This is a genomic window from Allohahella marinimesophila (assembly GCF_039538005.1).
Lineage (GTDB): Bacteria > Pseudomonadota > Gammaproteobacteria > Pseudomonadales > Oleiphilaceae > Allohahella > Allohahella marinimesophila.
In genome coordinates, this window is record NZ_BAABBO010000024.1 from 1 (window position 1) to 21,323 (window position 21,323).

At 56.1% G+C, this 21,323-nt stretch carries 17 protein-coding genes; 6 read left to right on the forward strand and 11 right to left on the reverse strand.

Annotation, left to right across the window (positions count from 1 at the left end; all coding sequences use genetic code 11):
* Positions 1–69 precede the first annotated feature (69 nt).
* Entirely contained in the window at positions 70–1,479 is a 1,410-nt protein-coding gene (locus tag ABD735_RS19685; protein ID WP_344809723.1) for a DUF1329 domain-containing protein, read from the reverse strand.
* A gap of 164 nt (positions 1,480–1,643) precedes the next feature.
* Between ABD735_RS19685 and ABD735_RS19690 the strand changes: the two genes are divergently transcribed.
* Both ABD735_RS19690 and ABD735_RS19695 read left to right on the forward strand, forming a co-directional pair.
* The gene (locus ABD735_RS19690; protein WP_344809725.1) at positions 1,644–2,150 is read left to right on the forward strand and encodes a DUF6586 family protein; all 507 of its coding nucleotides are present in this window, start codon (positions 1,644–1,646) and stop codon (positions 2,148–2,150) included.
* A gap of 42 nt (positions 2,151–2,192) precedes the next feature.
* Complete coding sequence (locus ABD735_RS19695; protein WP_344809727.1) at positions 2,193–2,585, forward strand: hypothetical protein; 393 nt, start codon at positions 2,193–2,195, stop codon at positions 2,583–2,585.
* 33 nt (positions 2,586–2,618) lie between these two features.
* On the opposite strand, the gene lexA is transcribed toward ABD735_RS19695, so the two are convergent.
* Positions 2,619–3,221 carry a transcriptional repressor LexA gene (gene lexA / locus ABD735_RS19700; protein ID WP_344809729.1) on the reverse strand — a complete coding sequence of 201 codons (603 nt, stop codon included), beginning with the start codon at positions 3,219–3,221 and terminating at the stop codon, positions 2,619–2,621.
* Positions 3,222–3,379: 158 nt separating this feature from the next.
* On the opposite strand from lexA, the gene ABD735_RS19705 reads away from it, so the two are divergent.
* Positions 3,380–3,589 carry a DUF2788 domain-containing protein gene (locus tag ABD735_RS19705; protein ID WP_344809731.1) on the forward strand — a complete coding sequence of 70 codons (210 nt, stop codon included), beginning with the start codon at positions 3,380–3,382 and terminating at the stop codon, positions 3,587–3,589.
* 17 nt (positions 3,590–3,606) lie between these two features.
* Here ABD735_RS19705 and ABD735_RS19710 read toward each other — a convergent pair whose 3' ends face one another.
* The 6 genes from ABD735_RS19710 to ABD735_RS19735 are packed head-to-tail and all read right to left on the reverse strand — an operon-like array spanning position 3,607 to position 11,166.
* The gene (locus tag ABD735_RS19710) at positions 3,607–5,439 is read right to left on the reverse strand and encodes a BatD family protein (protein ID WP_344809733.1); all 1,833 of its coding nucleotides are present in this window, start codon (positions 5,437–5,439) and stop codon (positions 3,607–3,609) included.
* A 31-nt stretch (positions 5,440–5,470) separates the two neighbouring features.
* The gene (locus tag ABD735_RS19715; RefSeq protein WP_344809735.1) at positions 5,471–7,519 is read right to left on the reverse strand and encodes a VWA domain-containing protein; all 2,049 of its coding nucleotides are present in this window, start codon (positions 7,517–7,519) and stop codon (positions 5,471–5,473) included.
* Positions 7,516–8,616, reverse strand: a complete 1,101-nt coding sequence (locus ABD735_RS19720; protein ID WP_344809737.1) for a vWA domain-containing protein — start codon at positions 8,614–8,616, stop codon at positions 7,516–7,518. Before ABD735_RS19720 ends, ABD735_RS19715 begins: the two co-directional genes overlap by 4 nt.
* Positions 8,609–9,151, reverse strand: coding sequence for a DUF4381 domain-containing protein (locus ABD735_RS19725; protein ID WP_344809739.1), 543 nt, complete (start codon positions 9,149–9,151; stop codon positions 8,609–8,611). The genes ABD735_RS19720 and ABD735_RS19725 overlap by 8 nt, the downstream gene beginning before the upstream one ends.
* A gap of 3 nt (positions 9,152–9,154) precedes the next feature.
* Entirely contained in the window at positions 9,155–10,141 is a 987-nt protein-coding gene (locus ABD735_RS19730) for a DUF58 domain-containing protein (RefSeq protein WP_344809741.1), read from the reverse strand.
* Complete coding sequence (locus tag ABD735_RS19735) at positions 10,138–11,166, reverse strand: AAA family ATPase (protein WP_344809743.1); 1,029 nt, start codon at positions 11,164–11,166, stop codon at positions 10,138–10,140. Before ABD735_RS19735 ends, ABD735_RS19730 begins: the two co-directional genes overlap by 4 nt.
* Before the next feature lie 265 nt (positions 11,167–11,431).
* Here ABD735_RS19735 and ABD735_RS19740 point away from each other — a divergent pair, with 265 nt between their 5' ends.
* Both ABD735_RS19740 and ABD735_RS19745 read left to right on the forward strand, forming a co-directional pair.
* Positions 11,432–16,288, forward strand: a complete 4,857-nt coding sequence (locus ABD735_RS19740; RefSeq protein WP_344809745.1) for an NAD-glutamate dehydrogenase — start codon at positions 11,432–11,434, stop codon at positions 16,286–16,288.
* Positions 16,276–16,497, forward strand: coding sequence for a DUF2835 domain-containing protein (locus ABD735_RS19745; protein WP_344809747.1), 222 nt, complete (start codon positions 16,276–16,278; stop codon positions 16,495–16,497). The genes ABD735_RS19740 and ABD735_RS19745 overlap by 13 nt, the downstream gene beginning before the upstream one ends.
* Before the next feature lie 31 nt (positions 16,498–16,528).
* Here the strand turns inward: ABD735_RS19745 and ABD735_RS19750 are convergent, their stop codons facing one another.
* Positions 16,529–17,524: a type I glyceraldehyde-3-phosphate dehydrogenase gene (locus ABD735_RS19750; protein ID WP_344809749.1), complete on the reverse strand. Its 996-nt coding sequence runs from the start codon at positions 17,522–17,524 to the stop codon at positions 16,529–16,531.
* Positions 17,525–17,781: 257 nt separating this feature from the next.
* On the opposite strand from ABD735_RS19750, the gene ABD735_RS19755 reads away from it, so the two are divergent.
* Complete coding sequence (locus ABD735_RS19755) at positions 17,782–18,207, forward strand: EF-hand domain-containing protein (RefSeq protein WP_344809751.1); 426 nt, start codon at positions 17,782–17,784, stop codon at positions 18,205–18,207.
* A 72-nt stretch (positions 18,208–18,279) separates the two neighbouring features.
* On the opposite strand, the gene ABD735_RS19760 is transcribed toward ABD735_RS19755, so the two are convergent.
* The gene (locus ABD735_RS19760; RefSeq protein WP_344809753.1) at positions 18,280–19,023 is read right to left on the reverse strand and encodes a TSCPD domain-containing protein; all 744 of its coding nucleotides are present in this window, start codon (positions 19,021–19,023) and stop codon (positions 18,280–18,282) included.
* The gene (locus ABD735_RS19765; RefSeq protein ID WP_344809755.1) at positions 19,010–21,148 is read right to left on the reverse strand and encodes an adenosylcobalamin-dependent ribonucleoside-diphosphate reductase; all 2,139 of its coding nucleotides are present in this window, start codon (positions 21,146–21,148) and stop codon (positions 19,010–19,012) included. Before ABD735_RS19765 ends, ABD735_RS19760 begins: the two co-directional genes overlap by 14 nt.
* Between the last annotated feature and the right edge of the window lie 175 nt (positions 21,149–21,323).

Sequence of the window (21,323 nt, forward strand, 5' to 3'; positions counted from 1 at the left end):
GGGCTTAACTGACTGGCATTAGCTCTACAAGGAGCCGCTTTTTTTTACCTGATGATATCACTCGCTGTGTTAGCGCTTCGCATCTCGACGCACAGCTGAGGTGGAGAAGTCCTGCTCTTTCAGTCGCGGTTCGAAATCTCTAGGTCGCTCCTTGTTGTCCAGGCCCTCCACGAAGTATCTGCCGCTGTCCAGATCGTAAGTGACCTCTGCGGTGGTCCAGGGTACTGGTACGGTGTAATAATTGATCATATGGCCTTCGGCGAAGCGGGTAAGCTCCCCATCGTCGTTATGGCCTTCTTCCAGTACAACCTGCCAGGAGTCTTCATCGAAGTATAAAGTTCGCTTGGCAAACGCATGTTGTATGCCAGTCCGGCGCTCACCTTCAACTACCCAGACCCGGTGCAACTCGTAGCGCGTAAGGTCCTGATTGATATGACCCTTGCGGATAATGTCGCTTTCTCCGACATTACCTGAGTGCAGCTTATAAGCGTTGTAGGGAATCAAGATTTCCTTTTTGCCAACGAGACTCCATTCGTACTGGTCTGGAGCTCCGTTGTACATATCTATCTGGTCTATGAATTTGAGACCCTGGCTATTGGGAAACTCAGCGTCGTAGGCGAGATAGGGTGAGCGACGCAGACGACGCTCGCCGGCAACATACCGCCAGGCCTTGCGCGGTGAAGCGACCAGGTCGACGGATTCATGGATGAGGTTGATGGTGCCAGCCAGTTTCGCAGGAGCCAGCACTTCTGTCTTCAGCATGAACAGGTTGTTATCAATCTCGCGAATAGTCGCGCCTTCCGTGCTGTAGTTGAACAGGTATTCCTGCGAATACAGGATGGTGTTTGCAGCGCCATCCGGGCCGACTGTCGAAAACCCCGTTCGCATCGCGACTTCTTCTCCGCGAAAGCGCAGAACATGGTTCCAGACAATTTCTACAGCTTCCTGCGGAATCGGAAAGGGCGAAGTGGTGACAGCCTTGCGAACACCTGTGCCTCGCGGCATCAGCTCTGCCGTCGTGGCGTTCTTCTTCAGCGCATCGTAGACAAACTCCGGGTAGCTGGCCGAACGACGCGTAGGGTAGACGGGCATGGTATAAGTCGGATGCTTCTCGAACATGGCCTTGTGGCCTTTGGAGAGCATCGCCGCGTATTTGTCGACATTGTCAGCAGTGACCACAAAGCGCGTGCCGTCCTCTGCGTAGGGGTCGGCTTCGTGCTCGCCTTCTACATAGTTGGCAGGGGGGCTCGTAATCCCGCCTGTCCATGGAGGAATCACGCCATCTTTCGTCCCGCTCATTTCAGCACCGACTGGCGTCAGCGATGTGCCGAGCTTCTTGGCCTGCTCAGCGGACACCTTGGCCTGAACACCAACACTCGATAGGCAAAGCGCCGTCGCCGACAGCATTGCCAGGACAGCACCTTTACGTAACAGCAGCTTCGGCGAATGCGCACCGGCTTTCAAAGCGATCGAACTCATAGCATGTCCTTTCCGATTCATAGTCTGCACCTGCGAGAGGTGTAATGGCTTATCACAGAGTATAGGCAAAGAAAATCATCTTGCTATGAACGGGCAGCGTGAAGATTTTGATATACTTCAACGCAGGCAGGCTTGGCCGTAGCCCACCAATAGAGGATGTTCAGATGGCAGCACCAACCCTTACAGAGTGGCAATCGTTCATCAGCGCAAATATCTTCGGCGCAGAGCAGATGCAATTGCAGCAGCAAAAGGTCGACTCCCGGGCGCTACAGGACATTCATGAACGTGCCGCCTTGTTGTTTTTGCAGATGGCCTGGACCGGGCTGCTGCAATCGCTCGCCCGCCAGCAGGGTCTTCAGCTTGAGCGGCCCTCTCTCGATGCGCTAGAGCAGGAAATTGGACATGGCACTGCCGAAACGGGCGTATTGCGAAACCTGTTGGCAGAGCGGGATTCATGGCTGACGCTGATGCTCGAGGCTATAGCAGAGGTCAGTAGTGCTCATGCCGGCCAGGGCGCATCGAGAGAAAATGGCGTATCATCAGATGAAGAGGGGGGCGATGGTCTCATCGCCATGGTTGATCTTGGCGCGTCGTCGAGAGATCTCGCACGCTGGTCTGGAAGCCTGCGTGCCCTCGTATATCAACTGGAGAGTTCCAGCCTTGAATGCTGAAAATCAGCCCTCATAATGTGTCTACACATGTAGGAGATGACTATGCCTTCAGCACTATTTGAAATCATTCAGCTGTCGAATGGTAGCTTTGCACTTCAACAGATCGGTTCCTCCGGTGAACCCTTGCTGAAAATTGAATTCAGTGATGAAGCCAAGGCATTTCTGGAGAATCAGGACGCTCAGGTTGCTCGCGCCATGATTGGTGCTGCAATTCGGACCGTGGGGCAAATGCGGAGCTATGAGGTCACAGAGGAAACATTGTCTGCTGCGGACCTCGCCAGCAGCGTAGAAGGGTCAGATATCGATCCTGACGACGACACGGCTGTTCGGCGCGAAGCCTTCCGAAGAAAATTGGCCAGCCAGAAGGGTAGTGCGCAAAAGGATGGCAAATCGGATTATCGTCAGGTGAAGCCAGAGTCCCACTGGCTTCATTGATCTTCCGGCCTCCAGCGGACGCCGGAGGTCTGCCTAGATCGTGGTGCGTAACACGCCGATCACTTCGCCTTCAATTTCTGCGGAGCGGCTCGACAGGTCTATGCGCATTGTTTCGAAATCGCTGTTCGCTGGCTCGAGATAGAGGATATTATTTTCCTGCCGGATAGTCTTTACGGTCACTTCGTCATCAATTCGTACTACACCGATCGAGCCATTGCGAATCTCTGATGTCTTTTTGATGGCGAGAAGATCACCCTCCAGTATGCCCACGTCTTTCATGCTCAAGCCCCGTACGCGTAGCAGGAAATCTGGCAGTTGCGAGAACAGTCCTTTGTGGATATCAATGCGTTGTTCGATATTTTCAGTAGCAAGAATCGGGAATCCGGCAGCGACCGATCCAACAACTGGGACGCCGGGCTCCGGCTCATCGAGCAGTCGGATACCTCTGGAAGCCCCTGGTATCATCTCGATGGCACCTTTGCGGGCAAGCGCCTTGAGATGCTCTTCCGCTGCGTTGGCAGACTTGAAACCAATGATACCTGAGATTTCCGCACGGGTAGGCGGACGACCCTCCTCGAGAATATAAGTGCGGATCAGTTCAAGAATCTGGGCCTGGCGTCTGGTCAATCCTGTCATGAGAGATGTCCGTATACTGGTTATATAATCAATACTGTTAATGTATACACATCTCGCATGCATGTAAATACCTGAATATCAACCGGAAGCGGCCCCAAAGCCACTGGCCGTGCGCCTTGAATCCGTATCAACGCTCCTCATCTGGATCTGGATAACCAATGACCTTTCAGCAATTCGAATCCCTCAGCCTGTACGTTCTGGTTGGAGGGCTCATCATTTTCATGGGCTTCATCGTCTGGGACCTCGCCAAAAAGTCCAAGGCGGGGCGTTTTGGCACAGCGATTCTCTTTATCGCGTTGTTTCTGGGCGTGGTCGGCTTTGTGGTAAAGACCGTCCTAGTGGAGATCTTTAATGTCGGGGCTGGCTGATAGCGCAGACCCAACGCTTAGTCCCGCTGCGGAGCACGTTCACCAGGATAAAGCGACTCCGCCAGGCTTGCTGGCTGGGCATCATCGGCAGATTTGGACAGCCACTCTCCCGTGAAGTTGATGATCCTGACTTGCAGCTCGGCAGCTCTCGAATCGGCCGATCCTGTCGGACTGCCAAAACAGTGCTGCTGGAGGGTGGCAAGCTCGGCCTTGATCTTACCCAGCACCTGTTCACTACGCGCAACATTTGAGCGGCTGGTCTGCTTCTGGAGCCAGCTGGAATACACGCTGGCAAAGCTGCAGGGTGTCATGGCTTCGAACGCTGGTCGCTCCCTGCGCGCCCACTGCTGTTGAACGGATAGGCCTTCACGGGTTCCGGGTGCCTTTTCGTGGGGTGCCTGAAGCGCGCGTTGTCTGTAGTGCCAGGCCAGCCAGCCGAGTCCAAGGCACAATATCGCCAGAATCAGGCTGAGCAGTGGCCAGAACCTGCTGTACTCTCCAGCGGCAGTGGCTTCGCCAGGCGTAGCAGAATCAGGAGCCGTCACAGTCTGTCGCTCGGCGTCAGATTCGGCGCTATCTGATATCGGAGGTGGTGCGAGCGCAGCTTCGCCTGAACCACTTCCGCTCACCTCAAGTACGCGCTCAGGAAGAATGGCGACACGTTGCTCATCGTTCACCACGTCCCACCAGGGGATTCTGATTTCCGGCAATACGAAACGGCCTGGTCGTGTAGCGATCAGCGCATATTCCTGAGTTCGGACCCCGGTGATGCCGGCGGCATGCACTTCCTCGCTCGTTTCGGACTGGCCTGGATAAAGTCGCACCCCATCCGGGGTATCTACGTCGATGGGGGGCAGCGTAGCACTTTCAAGCCCGAGTCCCTGCAAGGTAATCGTCCGGGTAACCGACTCGCCGACCTGCAGCTTCGCGGTATCCGGCTCATAGGACTCCGAGACACTGAACCCCATGGCTGGAAGCCAGGTGCTGCCGCTGAATCTGGCTGGAGGATCCTTGATATCCACCGACACAGGTGGACTAGTCACCGTTTCGTAGTTGCCCCGCCCAAAGCGACGATTGACGAACCGGCCTGAAAACTTCACCGCCGGAATAGTCAGTTCACCACTGTCTTCTGCAAAAACAGCGTATTGTCGCTCCACGACCTCAAACCGTTTCCCCGCGCGCGTCTGGTTGTACTCCTTCTGCTTCTCGAGCTGCCGGAACAGCGCCCCTTTCACATTGGGGTGGGCCAGTTGTCCATCCACGAGTTCATTGCTGTAGAGCAGTTTGACGGTGAGGAGCATCTGCTCGCCAACGTAAGCGCTCTCCTTGTCTATCGTCATTTCGACCATCAGGTCACTGTCGGCCGGGTTCTTCGGCGCATCGCTGACCTTGAGCTCTATCGGATCGGTCGACTCGTCTTCAAGGCTCAGAGCGGGAATGGTGATATCGCCAGCTCGCTTCGGGCTCAGTGTATACGTCCAGGCGACCAGCGAATTGTTCACATTATTCTCAAACTGGACGCGATAGTTCTGCTGGCGATCAAGTATCTCGAAATCTTCTTCGAGCACACTGACTTCTGGGGAATCGATGTCCAGGGTATTGAGGTTGAACAGGCTGATGCCCAGCGAGGCATCGAGCTTGCTCGAAATTGTAAGCTGCACTGTTTCTCCCAGCGCCAGCTCGTTTCGATCCACCGAAGCCGTGAGCCCATCCGCAGCCATTGACGGGCTGCCGATCAGCATCAGACAGGACAGCCACAGCATAAGCAAGCCTCGGTGACGGCGGTTCAGGGCACGGTCTGATGTCGAGTAGCCATGACTGCTGCTGTTTCGATAATGCATTCTGTTCATTTCCCGATTCATTTCGCTGGTTGTCTCCCCGTTACCAGGGGTTGCTGCTTGCTGTGCCAGGTGAGGTCCGGGTTGCTGGTGCACCTGCCTCGTCCTGTCCGGATCCCGGTGCTCGCTGATCATATCGGCTGTCAGGGTTGCGGTATTGGTACAGGAACTTTCGTTGCAGCAACTCCCCGGGATCATCCGGAATCCGGCGTAGCCACTGCTCCTGCTGCTGCTCACTGAGATCATAAGTCGAGGCCTCTGCGCTAGCTGCAGCAGCATCGGGTAATTCCTCGCCGTCTCCACCTGACTGCTCGGCGGCGGCCTGTTTTGATTCGTCCTTGCCAGCCTGATCATCCGCCTGCTGCTGCCCTTCGGCCGGTGTCTGTTCGGTCTCATTGTCCTGCTGACCTGGGTCCTGGCTGGCGCTCTGGTCCCCGGGCTTGCCACCCTTCGATGAGTCCTGTTGTGTCCCGCCATCCTGTCCCTGACCGTCCTCTGAGGGCTCACCATCCGGCTTCTGCTCACCCTGGCCGCCTTCCTGCTCGGAATCCTCCTCGCCATCCTGCTGGTTCTTTTGCTGTTGTTGTTGCTGCTGCTTTTGTTGCTGCTGCTGTTGTTTCAGAAGCTCTTCGATCATGGCCCGATTTTCTCTGGCCACGTTCATGTCAGGGTCGAGTTCGAGGGCGGCATCATACGCGGCTATGGCCAGCTCGAGTTCACCAGCATAGGCGTGGGCGTTACCCTGGTTAAAGCGAGTAACCGGGTCAGGCGCCGCACTGGCAAGGGTTTCGGCAGCGGCACCGAAGGCCTTCATCTGATATTGGGCTGCGCCCCGCCTTGCAGCCTCACTATACAGCGCTGCAGCGGTAGCGAATTCGCCGGCCTGGTAAGCTTCGTCCGCGAGCTGGTCCTGACGCTGCCAGAGGCGTTCCCAGAACGATGGCATATTGGGCTGAACCTGTGCTTCGGTATCCGCTGGATTGTCATTCGTGTCCTCCGCTGCAGCATCAGTCGACGACAGTACCAGCACCGACGATGCCAGCCAGAGGCCGCCTGGCACCAGCAGCATTGGTCCGATGGCTGCGAGCAGAGCGCCGCGCCGGTGAAAGATCAGCCCCAGAATTGCCATGAGCGGCAACAGCCAGAAACCCTGGTCGATCCGCTGCTCTATGGTCTGATCACTGTCGGCCGCTTGGGTGGCAGCGGAAGCAGCGTTCAGCTCAGGCACGAGCCGGCGTAGATCACTGTCGTCGAACCGCGCCTCGGCCACACGATCGACGGACTGTGTCGAGACCAGCTTCTTTGCCGCCGCCAGGTCGGCTCGCGCAATGATGACTTCGCCACCGCGCTTGAGAAAGCCCTGATCCGGCAGGGAGATCGGCCCGCCAGACTCGGTGCCGAACGAGAGTACGGAGACGGCTACGCCTTGAGGCAAATCGGTACGAAGCGAGATCAGCGCCTCGAGATTCTCTGCTTCGATGCTGTCGGTCAGCAGCAGAATCCTGCCGCTTTCGAGTCCCGCCTGCCTGATCAGGTTGCTGGCCTCGAGCAGACCGAGACCGGGATTCGCGCCAGGGTCCGGCATGATGGCAGGATCCAGAGCCGGTAACATGGCTCTGAGCGTCTCGCGGTCGTCGGTCAGTGGTGCCACCACGTGGGCAGAACCTGCAAATACCACCAGGCCGGTCAGGCCATCCTGGCGCAGGGCGAGCAGGTCATAGATCTTCTGTTTCGCTCTGGCCAGGCGACTGGGCGATTGGTCTTCAGCGTACATCGACAATGACAGATCGAGCACCACGACCACAGCATCCTTTTTCTGCACGGCAGGCACTGCCTGCTTGATGAAGCTGGGACCTGCAAGGGCCACGATCATGAGCATCAGCAGCAACTGGGCTGGCCACCAGGGTCTTGTAGTACGCTTTCCAGCGTCCGGCGCCTTGAGCAGGCGTTCAATGACAGCAGCGGGCAGATACCGATGCCACTGTGACACTTCGAAGCGACGGCGTCGCAGCAGGGACAGAAATAATACCGGCAGCAGGCACCAGAGCCAGTTCGGGCGCAGAAACATGAAATCTATACTGGTGTCGATCATACGGCTTTTGCCCTCCGCTGCTTGCGAATCGTCGCGAAGGTCATGCGAAGCCAGGCTGGAACAGGTAACAGCGCAATGAGCAGAAGCAAGCACGCGACGATCAACGCAATCCAGTAGTACTCGGTGACAGGACGGAAGATTCGACCATCCTGTACTACCGGCTCCAGCTGGTTGATGGCCTCGTACACGAGTTCGAGTTCGGAAGTCGATCGGGCACGATAGAATTCCCCACCTGTCGACTGCGCAATATATCGTAACAGACTCTCGTCCAGGTCGGCGGAAGGGTTGTATCGTTGACGACCAAACAGCCCTGCTCGGTAAGCTTCATCTGCACCCAGGCCGATGGTGTAAATTCGCAGGCCTGCTTCTTTGGCGAGTTCGGCAGCCTTGATGGGATCGACTTCACTCCCAAGTTCGGCGCCGTCGGTCAGGAGCACCATGACTCGCGCGTCCGCTGGACGCTCCCGCAAGCGCTTGATGCCCAGCCCAATGGCGTCGCCGATGGCAGTCGCATTGCCGGCGAGGCCGATCTGCGATTCATAGAGCAACTGTTCCACAGTCGCGAGGTCGAAGGTCAGTGGAGCCTGTATATAAGGCTTCGCGCCAAACAGTATCAGCCCCACCCGGTCACCGTCCCGCTGTTTGAGAAAGTCGCTCACCACTTGTTTGAGTGCGGTCAGTCTGTCGGTCTGATAACCACGCAGCACCATATCCGGCTCTTGCATGCTTGGTGAAATGTCTACTGTCAGCATCATGTCCCTGGCCGTTGTGTCCAGCGGTACTGGTTCGCCCTGCCACTGAGGCCGGGTAAGCGCGACGCAAAGCATGCACCAGCTGGCAGCCAGCAGCCAGAGTCGCCAGGGCGGTGTGCGGTGCTGGGCCTGGCCAAATCCACGTGATTCCATCACTTGCCTCACAGCAGCAAACTGGGGCATGACCAGCGCAGGCGCTGCTGAGGTCTCGGCGGCGCTTTGTCCAGAGGGGCCTGAGCCAGCACGGCCTTTCAAGAACTGTAAAACAAAGGGCAGGGGCAGTAACAAGAGCGCCAGTGGCCAGGCAAACTGCAGCGCATCTGACAGCGGCAATATGCTATCCATTGACGATACCCCGTTTCTCTGCCAATCCTGAGCTTCCGGGTGATAGCCGTCGGGCCAGCAGCAGAATGGCTCTGGCGAATGCCTTGTCGCTCGGCCCACCGTCGACGTGCGAAGCGGGCGGGCGGTAACTGGCGCTACCGAGTGGGGCCAGTGCATCGGCCTCTGCAGGCTGTAGCTGGGCTTGTGCACTCAGGTAATTCAGCCAGGCTTGCCCCGTCAGCGTTTTACACTCTGTATGGCCCAGGCTCAGCAGGTGGGCCTTGAGAATTCTGTTGATCGACGTCGCTGCCTCCGAGCCGCGGTCACGAAGCAGTGGCAGTATTTCCTGCCGAAGTCGCTTTTTCTGCCGCTGTAGCCGCAGAGCTGGCTGAAGGTAACGACGATAGCCGATGAACCAGAGCAGTAGTCCGGTGACGATGACAAGCAGCACCAGCATCCACCAGCCAAGGGCTGGCGGCCACCACGACACGGGAGACGGATCGATCAAGGGGTTGAGCGGTAACTGTCTGACCGCTTCTACAAGCTGTTGATTCATTCCTTAACGCGCACCGCTTCGACTGCTAATGCTCCGAAGCACCTCAGCTGGATCCTCAGCCGTGGATATAGGCACCACGATGCATTTGAGGGCTTCGAGCTTGCGAATCTTGGCTTCATGACGTTCCCGTAGTGCTAGGTTGATGTCGTCCAGCGCAGCCTGCCGCTCGGGCAAGGTGAGCCGGTCCCCGGAACTGTTGCAGATTTCAAGCGAAGGGCCTGGCAAAGCCAGTTCAAGAGGGTCATACACAAGAAAGGCGAAAATCTGGTTGTGTCTGCGTAATCTGAACAGTATTTGTTCGCAGCTCAGAGCAGGCCGACTGACAGGCTGATCGGCGACGTGACCATCGGCCGGCAGCTCATCCAGCAGGCCTTCAAAATCGGAAATCAGGAGACACAGCGTACCTGGGCGTGACAGGCGGGTGAGCTCATCCAGGGCGCTGTTGAGACTCGAAGCCGCCACCGTCCTGCTTGACGAGGCCTCGTCACAGAGTCTGGCATTGAACCGATCGATGACGTCAAATATGCGTACCGTCTGACGTTTGTGCTGAGCCGGTTTGACATGTTGATGGCTCACATCATCGAAGACCAGGCCGCCAACACGGTCGTTATTTGCCAGCCCCGCCCAAGTGAGGAGTGCGGAGAGCTCGGCGGCGACGACCGACTTGAATGTCTTGTTGCTGCCGAAATACATATTAGAACGCTGGTCGACGAGGAGCTGCACCGGCTGCTGAGTCTCCTCCTGAAACACCTTGCTGTAGGTGTGCTGGCTACGTGCGCTGACCCGCCAGTCGATATGGCGTATATCGTCCCCCGCCTGATACGGTCGGTGTTCGGCGAAGGTCATGCCACGGCCAAGGAGGTGGCTGCGATGGCTGCCAGTCAGCCCCGGCACTTTCCTCGGATCGAGTTTGAGCGTGAGACTGCGAGCTTCCGGCTGCAGGCCAAGCATGGTCAGCAGATCTATGCGATCACGAAGCTGTGTGCTCAAGGCACAGGCACCACATCGAGCAGGCGGGCGAGAATGGCGTCACGGCTCATCCCTTCGGCTTCAGCGCGGAAGCTTGGAATGATACGGTGCCGGAGCACATCGTGCGCTACCTTGCGAACATCGTCGGGAGAGACATAATCATTACCGGCAAGCCACGCAGCCGCTCTGGCACAGCGATCGATTGCGATCGTCGCACGCGGGCTCGCCCCATAATCCAGCCAGCTGGCAATAGTCTTGTCATACAGTCCAGGGTCGCGGGTCGCCTGGATGATCCGGACAATATAGTGCTCGACATTCTCATTCATGAAGACGTCCAGTACGGCCATGCGTGCCGTAAATATATCTTCATGACTCAACTGCACTTCAGCGTCGCCATTTGCTACTGTCCTTTCGGGCGCTGCTGGTTCTGGCTGAAGCACGCTTGCACTGGCAGGCGCCGTCTGGAGCTGACGGCGCGCCTCGTCACGCGTAAGCTGAAGGATCTGCTGCTCGGACTCGACATTGGGATAGTCAACGATGACATGCAGCAGGAACCGGTCGAGCTGGGCTTCCGGCAGCGGATAAGTGCCTTCCTGTTCGATAGGGTTCTGTGTCGCCATCACCAGGAACACGCCCGGCAGGGGATAGGTCTTGTTGCCGACTGTGACCTGTCGTTCTGCCATGGCCTCCAGCAATGCGCTCTGCACTTTTGCAGGCGCCCGGTTGATTTCGTCAGCCAGAATGAGACTGTGGAAAATTGGGCCGGGCTGGAAGTCGAAACTCTGGGTCTCGGGGCGAAAGATGTCGGAGCCGGTGATGTCGGCTGGCAACAGATCAGGCGTGAACTGAATACGCTGAAAACTGCCACTGATGCAGTTTGACAGTGCTTTGATGGCTCGGGTCTTGGCGAGGCCGGGCGCACCCTCGACGAGCATGTGGCCATCTGCCAGAAGGGCTACGAGCATCTGCTCGACCAAAGCTGGCTGACCGATGATCTGAGTGCGCAGGTATTCCGAAACGTTCTGGAAATGTTGCAGAGAGCTCATTGTTGTTGGTTCTTTTGTTGGTTCAAAGATCAGGCAGCGACTACGGGTACCGTACGCCAGACCGTGCCTGACTGGCCCCACAGTGTCCATGCTTATGCGTATATAAAGAGTTGTCGCTCACAATTGACTGGCAAGTTTGCTATAAATTGTGTGTGGAGCCAATTACGGAAGCGTAAGCCCAATATTGACTGACAAGAACATACCCGACCAGATTGACTCATTAATGAACTAAAACAAATAAAGGCGAGTGATGAAGCAGGTCAACGTGGACAACAAAGCACAGTTTCTGGACATGCTCGATGAAGCGTTCAACCAGAAGCTCAGCGCCCAGCAAGCCAGACGTCTCAGCGAGTTTGCAAGACTCTATCTCGAAAATCTACCACTTGAAGAAGTGAATGGGCGCCGGCTCAGCGATATTTACGGCGCGGTCATTTCAAGCTGGCATTTCGTTCAACAGCGAGCAAAAGACGAATTCAAGGTGGCGGTTTTCAACCCGGAACTCGAGGCTCATGGTTGGCAGTCTACCCACACTGTGCTTGGCGTTCTGCATCAAAATGTTCCTTTCATCATGGATTCCATCCGGATGTGCCTGAACCGGCTGAATTTCGATATCCATTCGATTCAGCACGCCGTCTTGTACATCAGACGTGACAAGAACGGCCGGTTCAAGGAGTTGTTGCAGCGTTCTGGGCATCCAGACCGGTCGCTGGCAGAGTCGACAGTCTATATCGAGATAGACCGGCATAACGACCCACAGGTGCTGTCTACCATCCGCGACGAAATCAGCACCGTGCTGCGTCATGTCAGTACCGCTGTGGCCGACTATGAGCCCATGCGGGAACATGCCCAGGTATTGGCAGCGAGTCTGCGTGAAGGCCGGCCAGGCCAGAGTCACGAAGCCACTAATGAAGCGGCAGATTTCATGGGTTGGCTCATCGCAGACCATTTCACCTTTCTTGGCTACGACGAATATGAGTTCGATCGCTCGAAGAAGGAGGTCATGGTCAGACAGGTGCCGGGCTCGGCGCTCGGCATCATGAAGCAATATGATGAGCGGCCGACCGACACACCCTTCAAGAAGCTTCCGTTGAAAACGCGACAGCATCTGCTGAAGCCGGAACTGCTGATATTCGCCCGCTCTTCGAGGCGCAGCCGGATACACCGACCGGCGTACCCTGACTATATCGCGGTGCAAAGGTTCAACGAGCAAGGTGAGGTGGTTGGTGAGCAGCGCTTCCTGGGCCTGTTTACCTCAGCGGTGTACCGGGATCGCCCTCAGGATATTCCAGTGGTTCGCAAGAAAGTCGAGTACGTGATGGAGCGCTCGGGTTTCTACGCGCGTGACTATGCCGGCAAGGAACTTGATCAGATCCTGTCGGTGTATCCTCGTGGCGAAATGCTGCAGGTGGACAGAGAAGTCCTCTTCCGCAACGCGATGTCGATTCTGTATATCCAGGAGCGACGCAAGATTCGCCTCTTCATCCGGGAGGGCGTCTACGGTGAGTTTGTGACAGCGCTGGTGTATGTACCACGAGACGTTTACAACACCACGCTGCGTATACAGATGTCGGACATCCTCGTTGAGGCCACCAACGCTGAAGACGTTGAATTCATCACGTACTTTTCGGAGTCCGTTCTGGCGCGTGTGCAGTTTATTCTCAGAGTGTCGCCGCTCGAAGTACGACACCTGGATTGCGAAGAGCTGGAAGCCAAGATTATCGCGGCTGCACAGTCATGGCAGGATGGCCTTGCCGAATCGCTGATTGAAAGTAACGGAGAGGAACGCGGCAATAGCCTTTACCACAATTATGCCGATGGCTTCAGTGCGGCTTATCAGGAAGCTTTTTCTCCTCGCAGGGCAGTACCCGATATCGATCATATGGAGAGCATCACGGCAGAGCGTCCCATTGCGATGAGCTTTTACCGCGCCATTGAAGAGCCAGAAAGTACTGTGCATTTCAAGCTCTTTCATGCCGCCTCCCAGGTGCCCTTGTCAGACGTGCTGCCCATGTTTGAAAATCTCGGGCTGAAAGTGCTGGGGGAGCATCCCTTCGAGGTGACCAGTCGGGATGGTGACGATTTCTGGATTCATGATTTTGCCCTGCAGAACCCGCTCGGTGATCCCATCCATATTCAGAAAATTCGTGACAATTTCGAAACGCTTTTCACGCGCATCTGGAGCAATGAAGCAGAGAATGATCTGTTCAACAGGCTGGCACTGGTTGCACTTCTGGACTGGCGACAAATTGCGATGTTCCGGTCGTATTCACGCTACATGCGACAGATCCGCTTCGGGTACAGTCAGAATTTCATTGCCAGTACCCTGGTCAATCATACTGGCATTACCTCGCTGATCTGGGAGCTGTTCACGACGCGCTTCGACCCATTCAGCGATCAGAGCGATGTTCAGCGAGGCGCTTCTGAGGAACGCATCGTGCTGGACATCAATCAGGCGCTGGAAGGTGTTGAAAACCTCACAGAAGATCGCGTCCTGCGTCGTTTCGTAGAGCTCATTCAGGCCACTGTGCGGACCAACTACTTCCAGACTGAAGGTGGCGAGCCCAAGCAATACATCTCTCTCAAGATGTCGCCAGCTGCAATTTCGGAAATGCCGTTGCCGCTGCCAATGTTCGAAATCTTCGTCTATAGCCCTCGTGTTGAGGGCGTTCACCTTCGTGGTGGCAAGGTGGCTCGGGGTGGCTTACGGTGGTCTGATCGATTCGAGGACTATCGCACGGAAGTCCTCGGTCTCGTCAAGGCCCAGCAGGTGAAGAACTCGGTTATCGTGCCCGTGGGTGCCAAGGGTGGCTTTGTTGCGAAGCGCCTGCCCGATGGCGACCGGGAGGCCATGCAGAAGGAGGGTATTGCCTGTTACAAGACCTTTATACGCGGCCTGCTCGATCTCACTGACAACCTGGTCGAGGGCAACAAGGTGCCACCACCAGATCTGGTAAGACATGATCCGGAGGATCACTACCTCGTTGTTGCCGCAGACAAGGGTACCGCGACCTTTTCCGATATCGCCAACGCCATAGCCGCGGATTACAATTTCTGGCTTGGCGATGCCTTTGCGTCTGGTGGCAGCCAGGGCTACGATCACAAGAAAATGGGTATCACCGCCAAAGGCGCCTGGGTGTCTGTAGAACGGCACTTCAGAGAACTTGGGCTCAATACTGCCACAGAAGACTTCAGCGTCATCGGCATCGGCGATATGTCCGGGGACGTCTTCGGCAACGGCATGCTGCTGTCGAAGCATATTCGCATGCTGGCTGCCTTCAACCATCTGCACATCTTTGTGGATCCGGACCCGGATCCTGTCCTCAGCTTCGAAGAGCGTAGCCGTTTGTTCAATCTCCCACGCTCCAACTGGACAGATTACAACAGCAAGCTCATCAGTAAGGGCGGCGGCGTATTCCTGCGGTCTGCCAAATCCATCCCGATCAGTGATGAGATGAAGCGTGCTTTCGATATCAAGCAGGATCGCTTGCCACCCAATATGCTCATTAGCGCTCTGCTCAAAGCCAAAGCGGATCTGCTATGGATCGGCGGTATCGGGACTTACGTCAAGAGTTCGGCCGAGACTCATATCGATGTTGGTGACAAGGCTAACGACGGGTTGCGTATCGATGGTCGCGAGCTCAGGGTCCGCGTTATCGGTGAGGGCGGCAACCTTGGCATGACTCACCTTGGACGAGTGCAATACGCCGCGACGGGTGGAAAGTGCAACACCGATTTCATCGACAACGCTGGCGGTGTCGACTGCTCTGACCATGAGGTCAACATCAAGATTCTGCTCAATGGCATTGTGCAGGCTGGTGATATGACGCCGAAGCAGCGCAATACACTGTTGGCTCAGATGACCGATGAAGTGGCTGCGCTGGTACTCATGAATAATTACCGCCAGACCCAGGCCTTGTCGATCGCCACCCACGAATCAGCCGCCAGGGTAGAAGAATACCGTCGCCTGATGAACTACCTCGAGTCGATCGGCAAGCTCAACCGGCAGATCGAATTCATGCCCGATGATGAGGCCATCAGGGAGCGCAAGTCCGAGAATCGTGGCCTTTTCCGGCCAGAACTCTGCACACTGATCTCATACGTCAAGGGGCACCTGAAAGAGGTATTGTCAGCTTCGGATATGCTGGATGACGAATATTATATGGCAGAGCTGCAGTCCGAATTCCCCGCCAGTCTGGTGCGAAAGTTCGAAGACCAGCTCTGGCATCACCGCCTGCGTAAGGAGATCATCGCTACCCAGGTAGCCAACGATATGGTGAACCTCATGGGTATCACCTTCGTCGATCGGCTACGTCAGTCCACCGGAGCCACCATCCCGGCAATCGCGCAGGCCTACGTCATTTCGCGAGACGTGTTCGGCCTCAAGCAATATTGGCGGGCGATAGAGGATCTGGACAACAAGGTACCGGCAGACACCCAGATTTCGATGATGCTGGAACTGATCCGGCTCATTCGACGTTCCAGTCGATGGTTTCTGCGCAATCGTCGGGCTGAGCTCAAGGTCCTCGACAACATGGAGCGTTTCTCGACAGGCATTGGCAATATCAGTGCTGACTTCGATTCGCTGCTGGTAGACCAGCAACACAAGGCGTTCTCTCGCAGCAAGGCCGTGTACGAAGATGTCGGCGTACCATCCGAATTGGCGGCCATCGCGTCGGGAGCCAGTCATCTGTATTCATGCCTGGGTATCATCGAGGCTCAGTCGATTACCGAAGAGCCTCTGGAAACAGTAGCGAGAATGTTCTTCGCCATCGGCTCGTCGCTTGATCTGATCTGGTTCAATCGGCAGATCAACGAGGCGAAGCCGGCGACACATTGGCAAGCGCTCGCCCGGGAGAGTTTCCGTGAAGACCTCGACTGGCAGCAGCGCTCACTGACGGTCGGTATTCTCAAGACGACTGACCCCGAGCGTTCGATAGAGCAGCGTATCCAGCAATGGGCCGAGAAGGAATCGGATATGGTTGAACGGTGGCGCCTGATGCTGACTGAGCTGAAAGCCACGAAGGATCCGGAGTTTCCGATGTACTCGGTGGCTTTGCGGGAGCTGCTTGATCTTGCGCAGACAACGACTCACAAGATCATGCCGCAGGAATGCCAACTCTAGTTCTCGATCTGTCGATCTCGCCTGACGAGTTCCTCAGGGTGTATCAGGGCCATGCAAAGGCTGTGTCAGCGCAGTCGATCGATGGCCGTCGGGTGCAATTCCCGGCGGCTGTGCTTCGTCCGTTCCTGTTACATGACGGTATACAGGGCCGCTTCGAGATTCACTTCGACGGTGATCATAAATTCGCAGGTATCCGCAGGCTGACCTGACTCAGGCGTCAGCCGCTTTCACTGGCGGTCATCAGATTTCGAGTGCCTCGGCTGCTCTGATCATCTGTGCAGCATAGCCCCATTCGTTGTCATACCAGACCATCACCTTGACGAGGTCGTCTGCCACCACCTTGGTCTGGCCCAGGTCCACAATGCCCGCGTGCGGATCCTGCACGATATCTGCAGACACTATCGGGTCGTCAGTGACGCTGATGATCGCCTGATAGCGGTCCGAAGCCTGTTCCTCACGCAAAATGCTGTTGACCTCATCAACGGAGGTGCTGCGCTTCGCAACGAAGGTAATGTCGGCGATTGATCCCACCAGTACAGGCACCCGCACAGCCAGCCCGTCAAAGCGGTCTTTCAGTTGGGGCAGTATTTGCGTAGCTGCCTTGGCTGCGCCTGTACTGGTCGGCACCATGTTCATTGCGCCAGCACGGCCGCGCTCGGGTTTTTTCGCAGGCGCATCGACCATGGATTGCGAACTCGTGTAGGCATGAATGGTATTGAGGACTGCCTTGGCAATACCTATTCGCCGGTCGAGAATCTCCATGACCGGTGCGATGCAATTGGTGGTGCAACTGGCAGCTGAGAAAGCTGCGTCTTCACTACTGTTGATACCGGCTACCACCAGCTCCAGCGGCGTCTCGTCCTTGCCTTTGGGAGGTGCGGACATAATGGCACGTGTGGCTCCCGCCTTCAGATGTTGTTCGATGCCGGAGCGCGTATTGAACGCACCAGTGCATTCGAACACGACATCGATCTTCAGCTCGTCCCACGGCAACTGGCTCGGTTCCTTTTCCTGAAAGCAACGAATCCGCTGCTGCCCAATGAGAAGGTCGGCATTCTCGGTAGAGATCGTTTCGGCAAACCTTCCATAGGCCGTGTCGTACTGCAGGAGGTAGCGCAGGTCCTTGGGTGTCTGCAGATCGTTGACTGCGACAATCTCAAGATCTGGATGCTTGAGTGCCTGTTTCAGAACCGCTCGTCCGATACGGCCAAGCCCATTGATCGCTATTCGAATCATCAGTTCCTCTCCCTGAAATGAAAAGACAGTGTCATCAAGCTGTTATACGAAATCATTTCGGCATTTCCTCAGTCAGGCTAACGATTGGCCCTCCGTTTTACAAAAATCTGGTAAGCCTTTCCGACCGTTCTCGCTTGGTGTTCCACCCGAAAGGCCGGCAAGCCCCGCGTGAGCGGGGTCCAGTCACTTCGCTCTCTGGCGGCACAGGATTTGCAAAAGTCATCGCTAGTCAGCAACCCAAGAGGAAACAAAAAACCATGCATGACAACAGGCTTACTACGGCCGCATTGGCCTTCACCTTGCTAGCCACGCCAGCAGCTTTCGCTGAGCAGAATCAGGAGGCGAAAGCCCAGCCATCTGCTATGTCGGAATCGACGGAACGGACTAGTCCTGTGCCGAGTCTTCCCGACCTGCAAGGGCATCCAAGTCTTCAGAGTGGCACCAGCCGGGTCACCACACAAGAGATTTTCCAGCGTCTCGATACAGATGGGGACGGGAATCTTACAGAGGAGGAGTTGAGCATCTACGGCAGTCCGGCCGCCGGGCAGGGCGATGCGCCAAAAGATCCAGCGACCGCGCAGCAGCTGCTGGAGACTTATGATACCAATCAGGATGGCCAGGTGATCTTTCAGGAAGTCGAAGATGTGCATAACACTTTCGAACGGCAGAGAAACAACCAGTAAGCCGAACAGGAACGAAAAAAGCCGCCAGTGTCCCTTGTGACAATGGCGGCTTCTGTATGCCTGCGCTTTACTTCAACCGCACTTGCTGTCGCCGCAGTTGAGGCAGGTCAGGCAGCCGTCAAGCATGACGACCGACTTCTGCATGCACTTCTTGCAGCTGATGGCGCTGGGTGGAAAGCTGCCTTCAGCTCCACCTGACTCGCCATGAACCGCTTCATAAGCCGCACGTTTCTCCTCTACCAACTTGCGCTGCTCAGGGCTGAGCTTGTCCGACTTGATGATGCCGAGGAACATCAGGTGCTTCTCAATCACTGAACCGATCTCGGCAACGAGTGAAGGCACGAAGATGCCACCCTTCTTGTAATACCCGCCATTCGGATCGTAGACCGACAGCAGCTCTTCAAGCAGGAAAGTGATATCCCCACCTTTCCTGAACACTGCTGAGATAACCCGTGTCAGCGCAATGACCCACTGGAAATGTTCCATCGACTTTGAATTGATGAAGATTTCATAGGGCTGGCGGCTCTCATGATCGGTGCCTTCGTTCAACAGAATATCGTTGATCGTGATGTAGAAAGCGTGCTCCGAAACCGGCGGCTTGATCTTGTAGGTGCTGCCCAGAAGAAACTCAGGCCGCTCTATGGTTTCGTTCATCTCCACCGGCTGCTTCGCGGCGTGAGCCGCTGCTTCTGCGACCACTTCACTCTCGGGCCGCGGCTTGTGCACGGCGTAGCTGACGATTTTCTTTTCTATCTTCACCGGCTTCATTGGCTTCGTAGACATGTTCACGTCCTCCTGCGCTTTAGTACTTTCCATAGGTGCCTTCCTTCAGCGCATCAAACAGATTTGCCGCGGTATGCACTTCGCCGTCATATTCGACGCGCTCATTACCTTTCAGCGTCACCTTCGTGCCGTCGTCCAGCATGAATTCATACAGCGTCTTCTCGAGATCCGACTCTTTCACAAGTACGCCCTGGAATGCTTCGGGGTTGAAACGGAATGTAGTGCATCCCTTCAGCCCCTTGTCGTAGGCATACATGTAGATGTCCTTGAAGCTGTCGTAGGCGAAATCGGTTGGCACGTTAGCTGTTTTCGAGATCGATGAATCCACCCACTTCTGTGCCGCAGCCTGAATGTCGACATGCTGGGTCGGCGTGACTTCATCGCTCACAGTGAAGTAATCGGGCAGCGTCGCTTCTGGATCTTCCGCATAGGGCATGGCCTTGGGGTTAACCAGGTGTCGATAAGCCAGGAGCTCGTAAGAGAAGACGTCGACCTTCTCCTTGGTCTTCTTGCCCTCACGAATGATATTGCGCGAATAGTGGTGCGCAAAGCTCGGCTCGATGCCGTTGCTCGCATTGTTCGCCAGCGACAGCGAAATCGTTCCCGTTGGCGCGATGGACGTGTGGTGGGTAAACCGTGCGCCTTCCTTCGCCAGCGACTCCACAAGCTCGGCATCGACTTCAGCTACACGCTGCATATAACGGCTGTACTTGGCGAGCAGGACCTTGCCCAGCACCTTGTCGCCGACCTTGAAGCCGTCCTTCTTCATTTCGGGACGCTGCAGCAACATCTCCTTCGTGACTTTGAAGGTCTCGTTCATGATGGGCGCAGGACCCTTTTCCCGAGCGAGCTCCAGACCCTGGCGCCAGCCTTCGAGCGCCATTTCGCGGTTAACCACCTCGGTAAACTCGACCGACTCAGGTGAACCGTAAGGCATTCTCAGCATGGCCAGTGTGGAGCCGAGCCCCAGAATGCCCATGCCGTGCCGACGCTTCGAGGTGATCTCGTCGCGCTGGCCTTCTAGGGGCAGACCATTGATTTCAACAACGTTATCGAGCATGCGAGTGAATACACCCACCACCTTGCGGTATCTCTCAAAGTTGAATCGGGCGTGTTCAGTGAAGGGCAGCTCGACAAACTGCGTCAGGTTTACGGAGCCCAACAGACAGCTGCCATATGGCGGCAAGGGTTGTTCGCCACAGGGGTTGGTAGCCCTGATATTCTCGCAGAACCAGTTGTTGTTCATCTCGTTGACCTTGTCGATCAGGATGAACCCTGGCTCGGCAAAGTCATAGGTCGATGACATGATGGCATCCCAGATGGCCCGTGCCTTGACGGTCTGGTAGATGCGGCAGGCTACACGTCCGGTTTCGTCGGCGATGAAGCCTTCCTTGATCGGGAAGCTGCGGTAGAGGAAGTTATCCTTGTCGCTGAGGTCAAGGCCGTCAGCTTCAGCTTCCTTGCGTGTGACAGGGAAGGACAGTTTCCAGTCAGTATCGTTCTTCACTGCCAGGATGAAGTCTTCGGTGACCAGCAGCGACAGGTTGAACTGACGCAGACGGCCGTCTTCTCGTTTGGCGCGGATGAACTCGAACACGTCAGGATGATGCACGTCGAATGTCGCCATCTGAGCACCGCGACGCCCACCAGCTGAAGACACCGTAAAGCACATCTTGTCGAAGATATCCATGAAGGACAGGGGCCCGGAAGTCTTGGCACCCGCACCAGCCACGTAAGCGCCGCGCGGTCGCAGGGTGGAGAATTCATAGCCAATACCGCAGCCAGCCTTCAGTGTCAGGCCTGCTTCATGGTTCTTCAGCAGAATGTCATCCATGGAGTCATGGATGGAGCCTGAAACGGTGCAATTGATCGTCGAAGTCGCTGGCTTGTGTGCTTCCGCACCGGCATTCGAAATAATGCGTCCAGCCGGAATGGCGCCGTTCTGCAGTGCCCAGACAAAACTCTTGAACACTTCGGGACGGATCTTCGCGTCTTCGACGCTGGCGAGTGACTGCGCCACTCGCTGATAGGTGTCCTGGATGCTTGCATCGACAGGCTCACCGGCTTTGGTTCTGAGCTGGTATTTCGTGCTCCAGATGTCTGCGGAAGCGGCTTGCATTTCTATTGGAGAAACGAGTTGTTGAACTTTGGCGTTCATTGATACCCCTCAGGCTGATCTTATTGGTATGTCCACCACGCGGGGCTGATCCACGGCGTCGGCGGTGCAAACAATGCGCTTGGTAATGACCTAAACAGCAGGCAAAAGCAGGCCGAAGCCGGTGCTCACGCTAATGAGCTGACCGGCTTAACTAACTAGATATGGGTCATTGGTG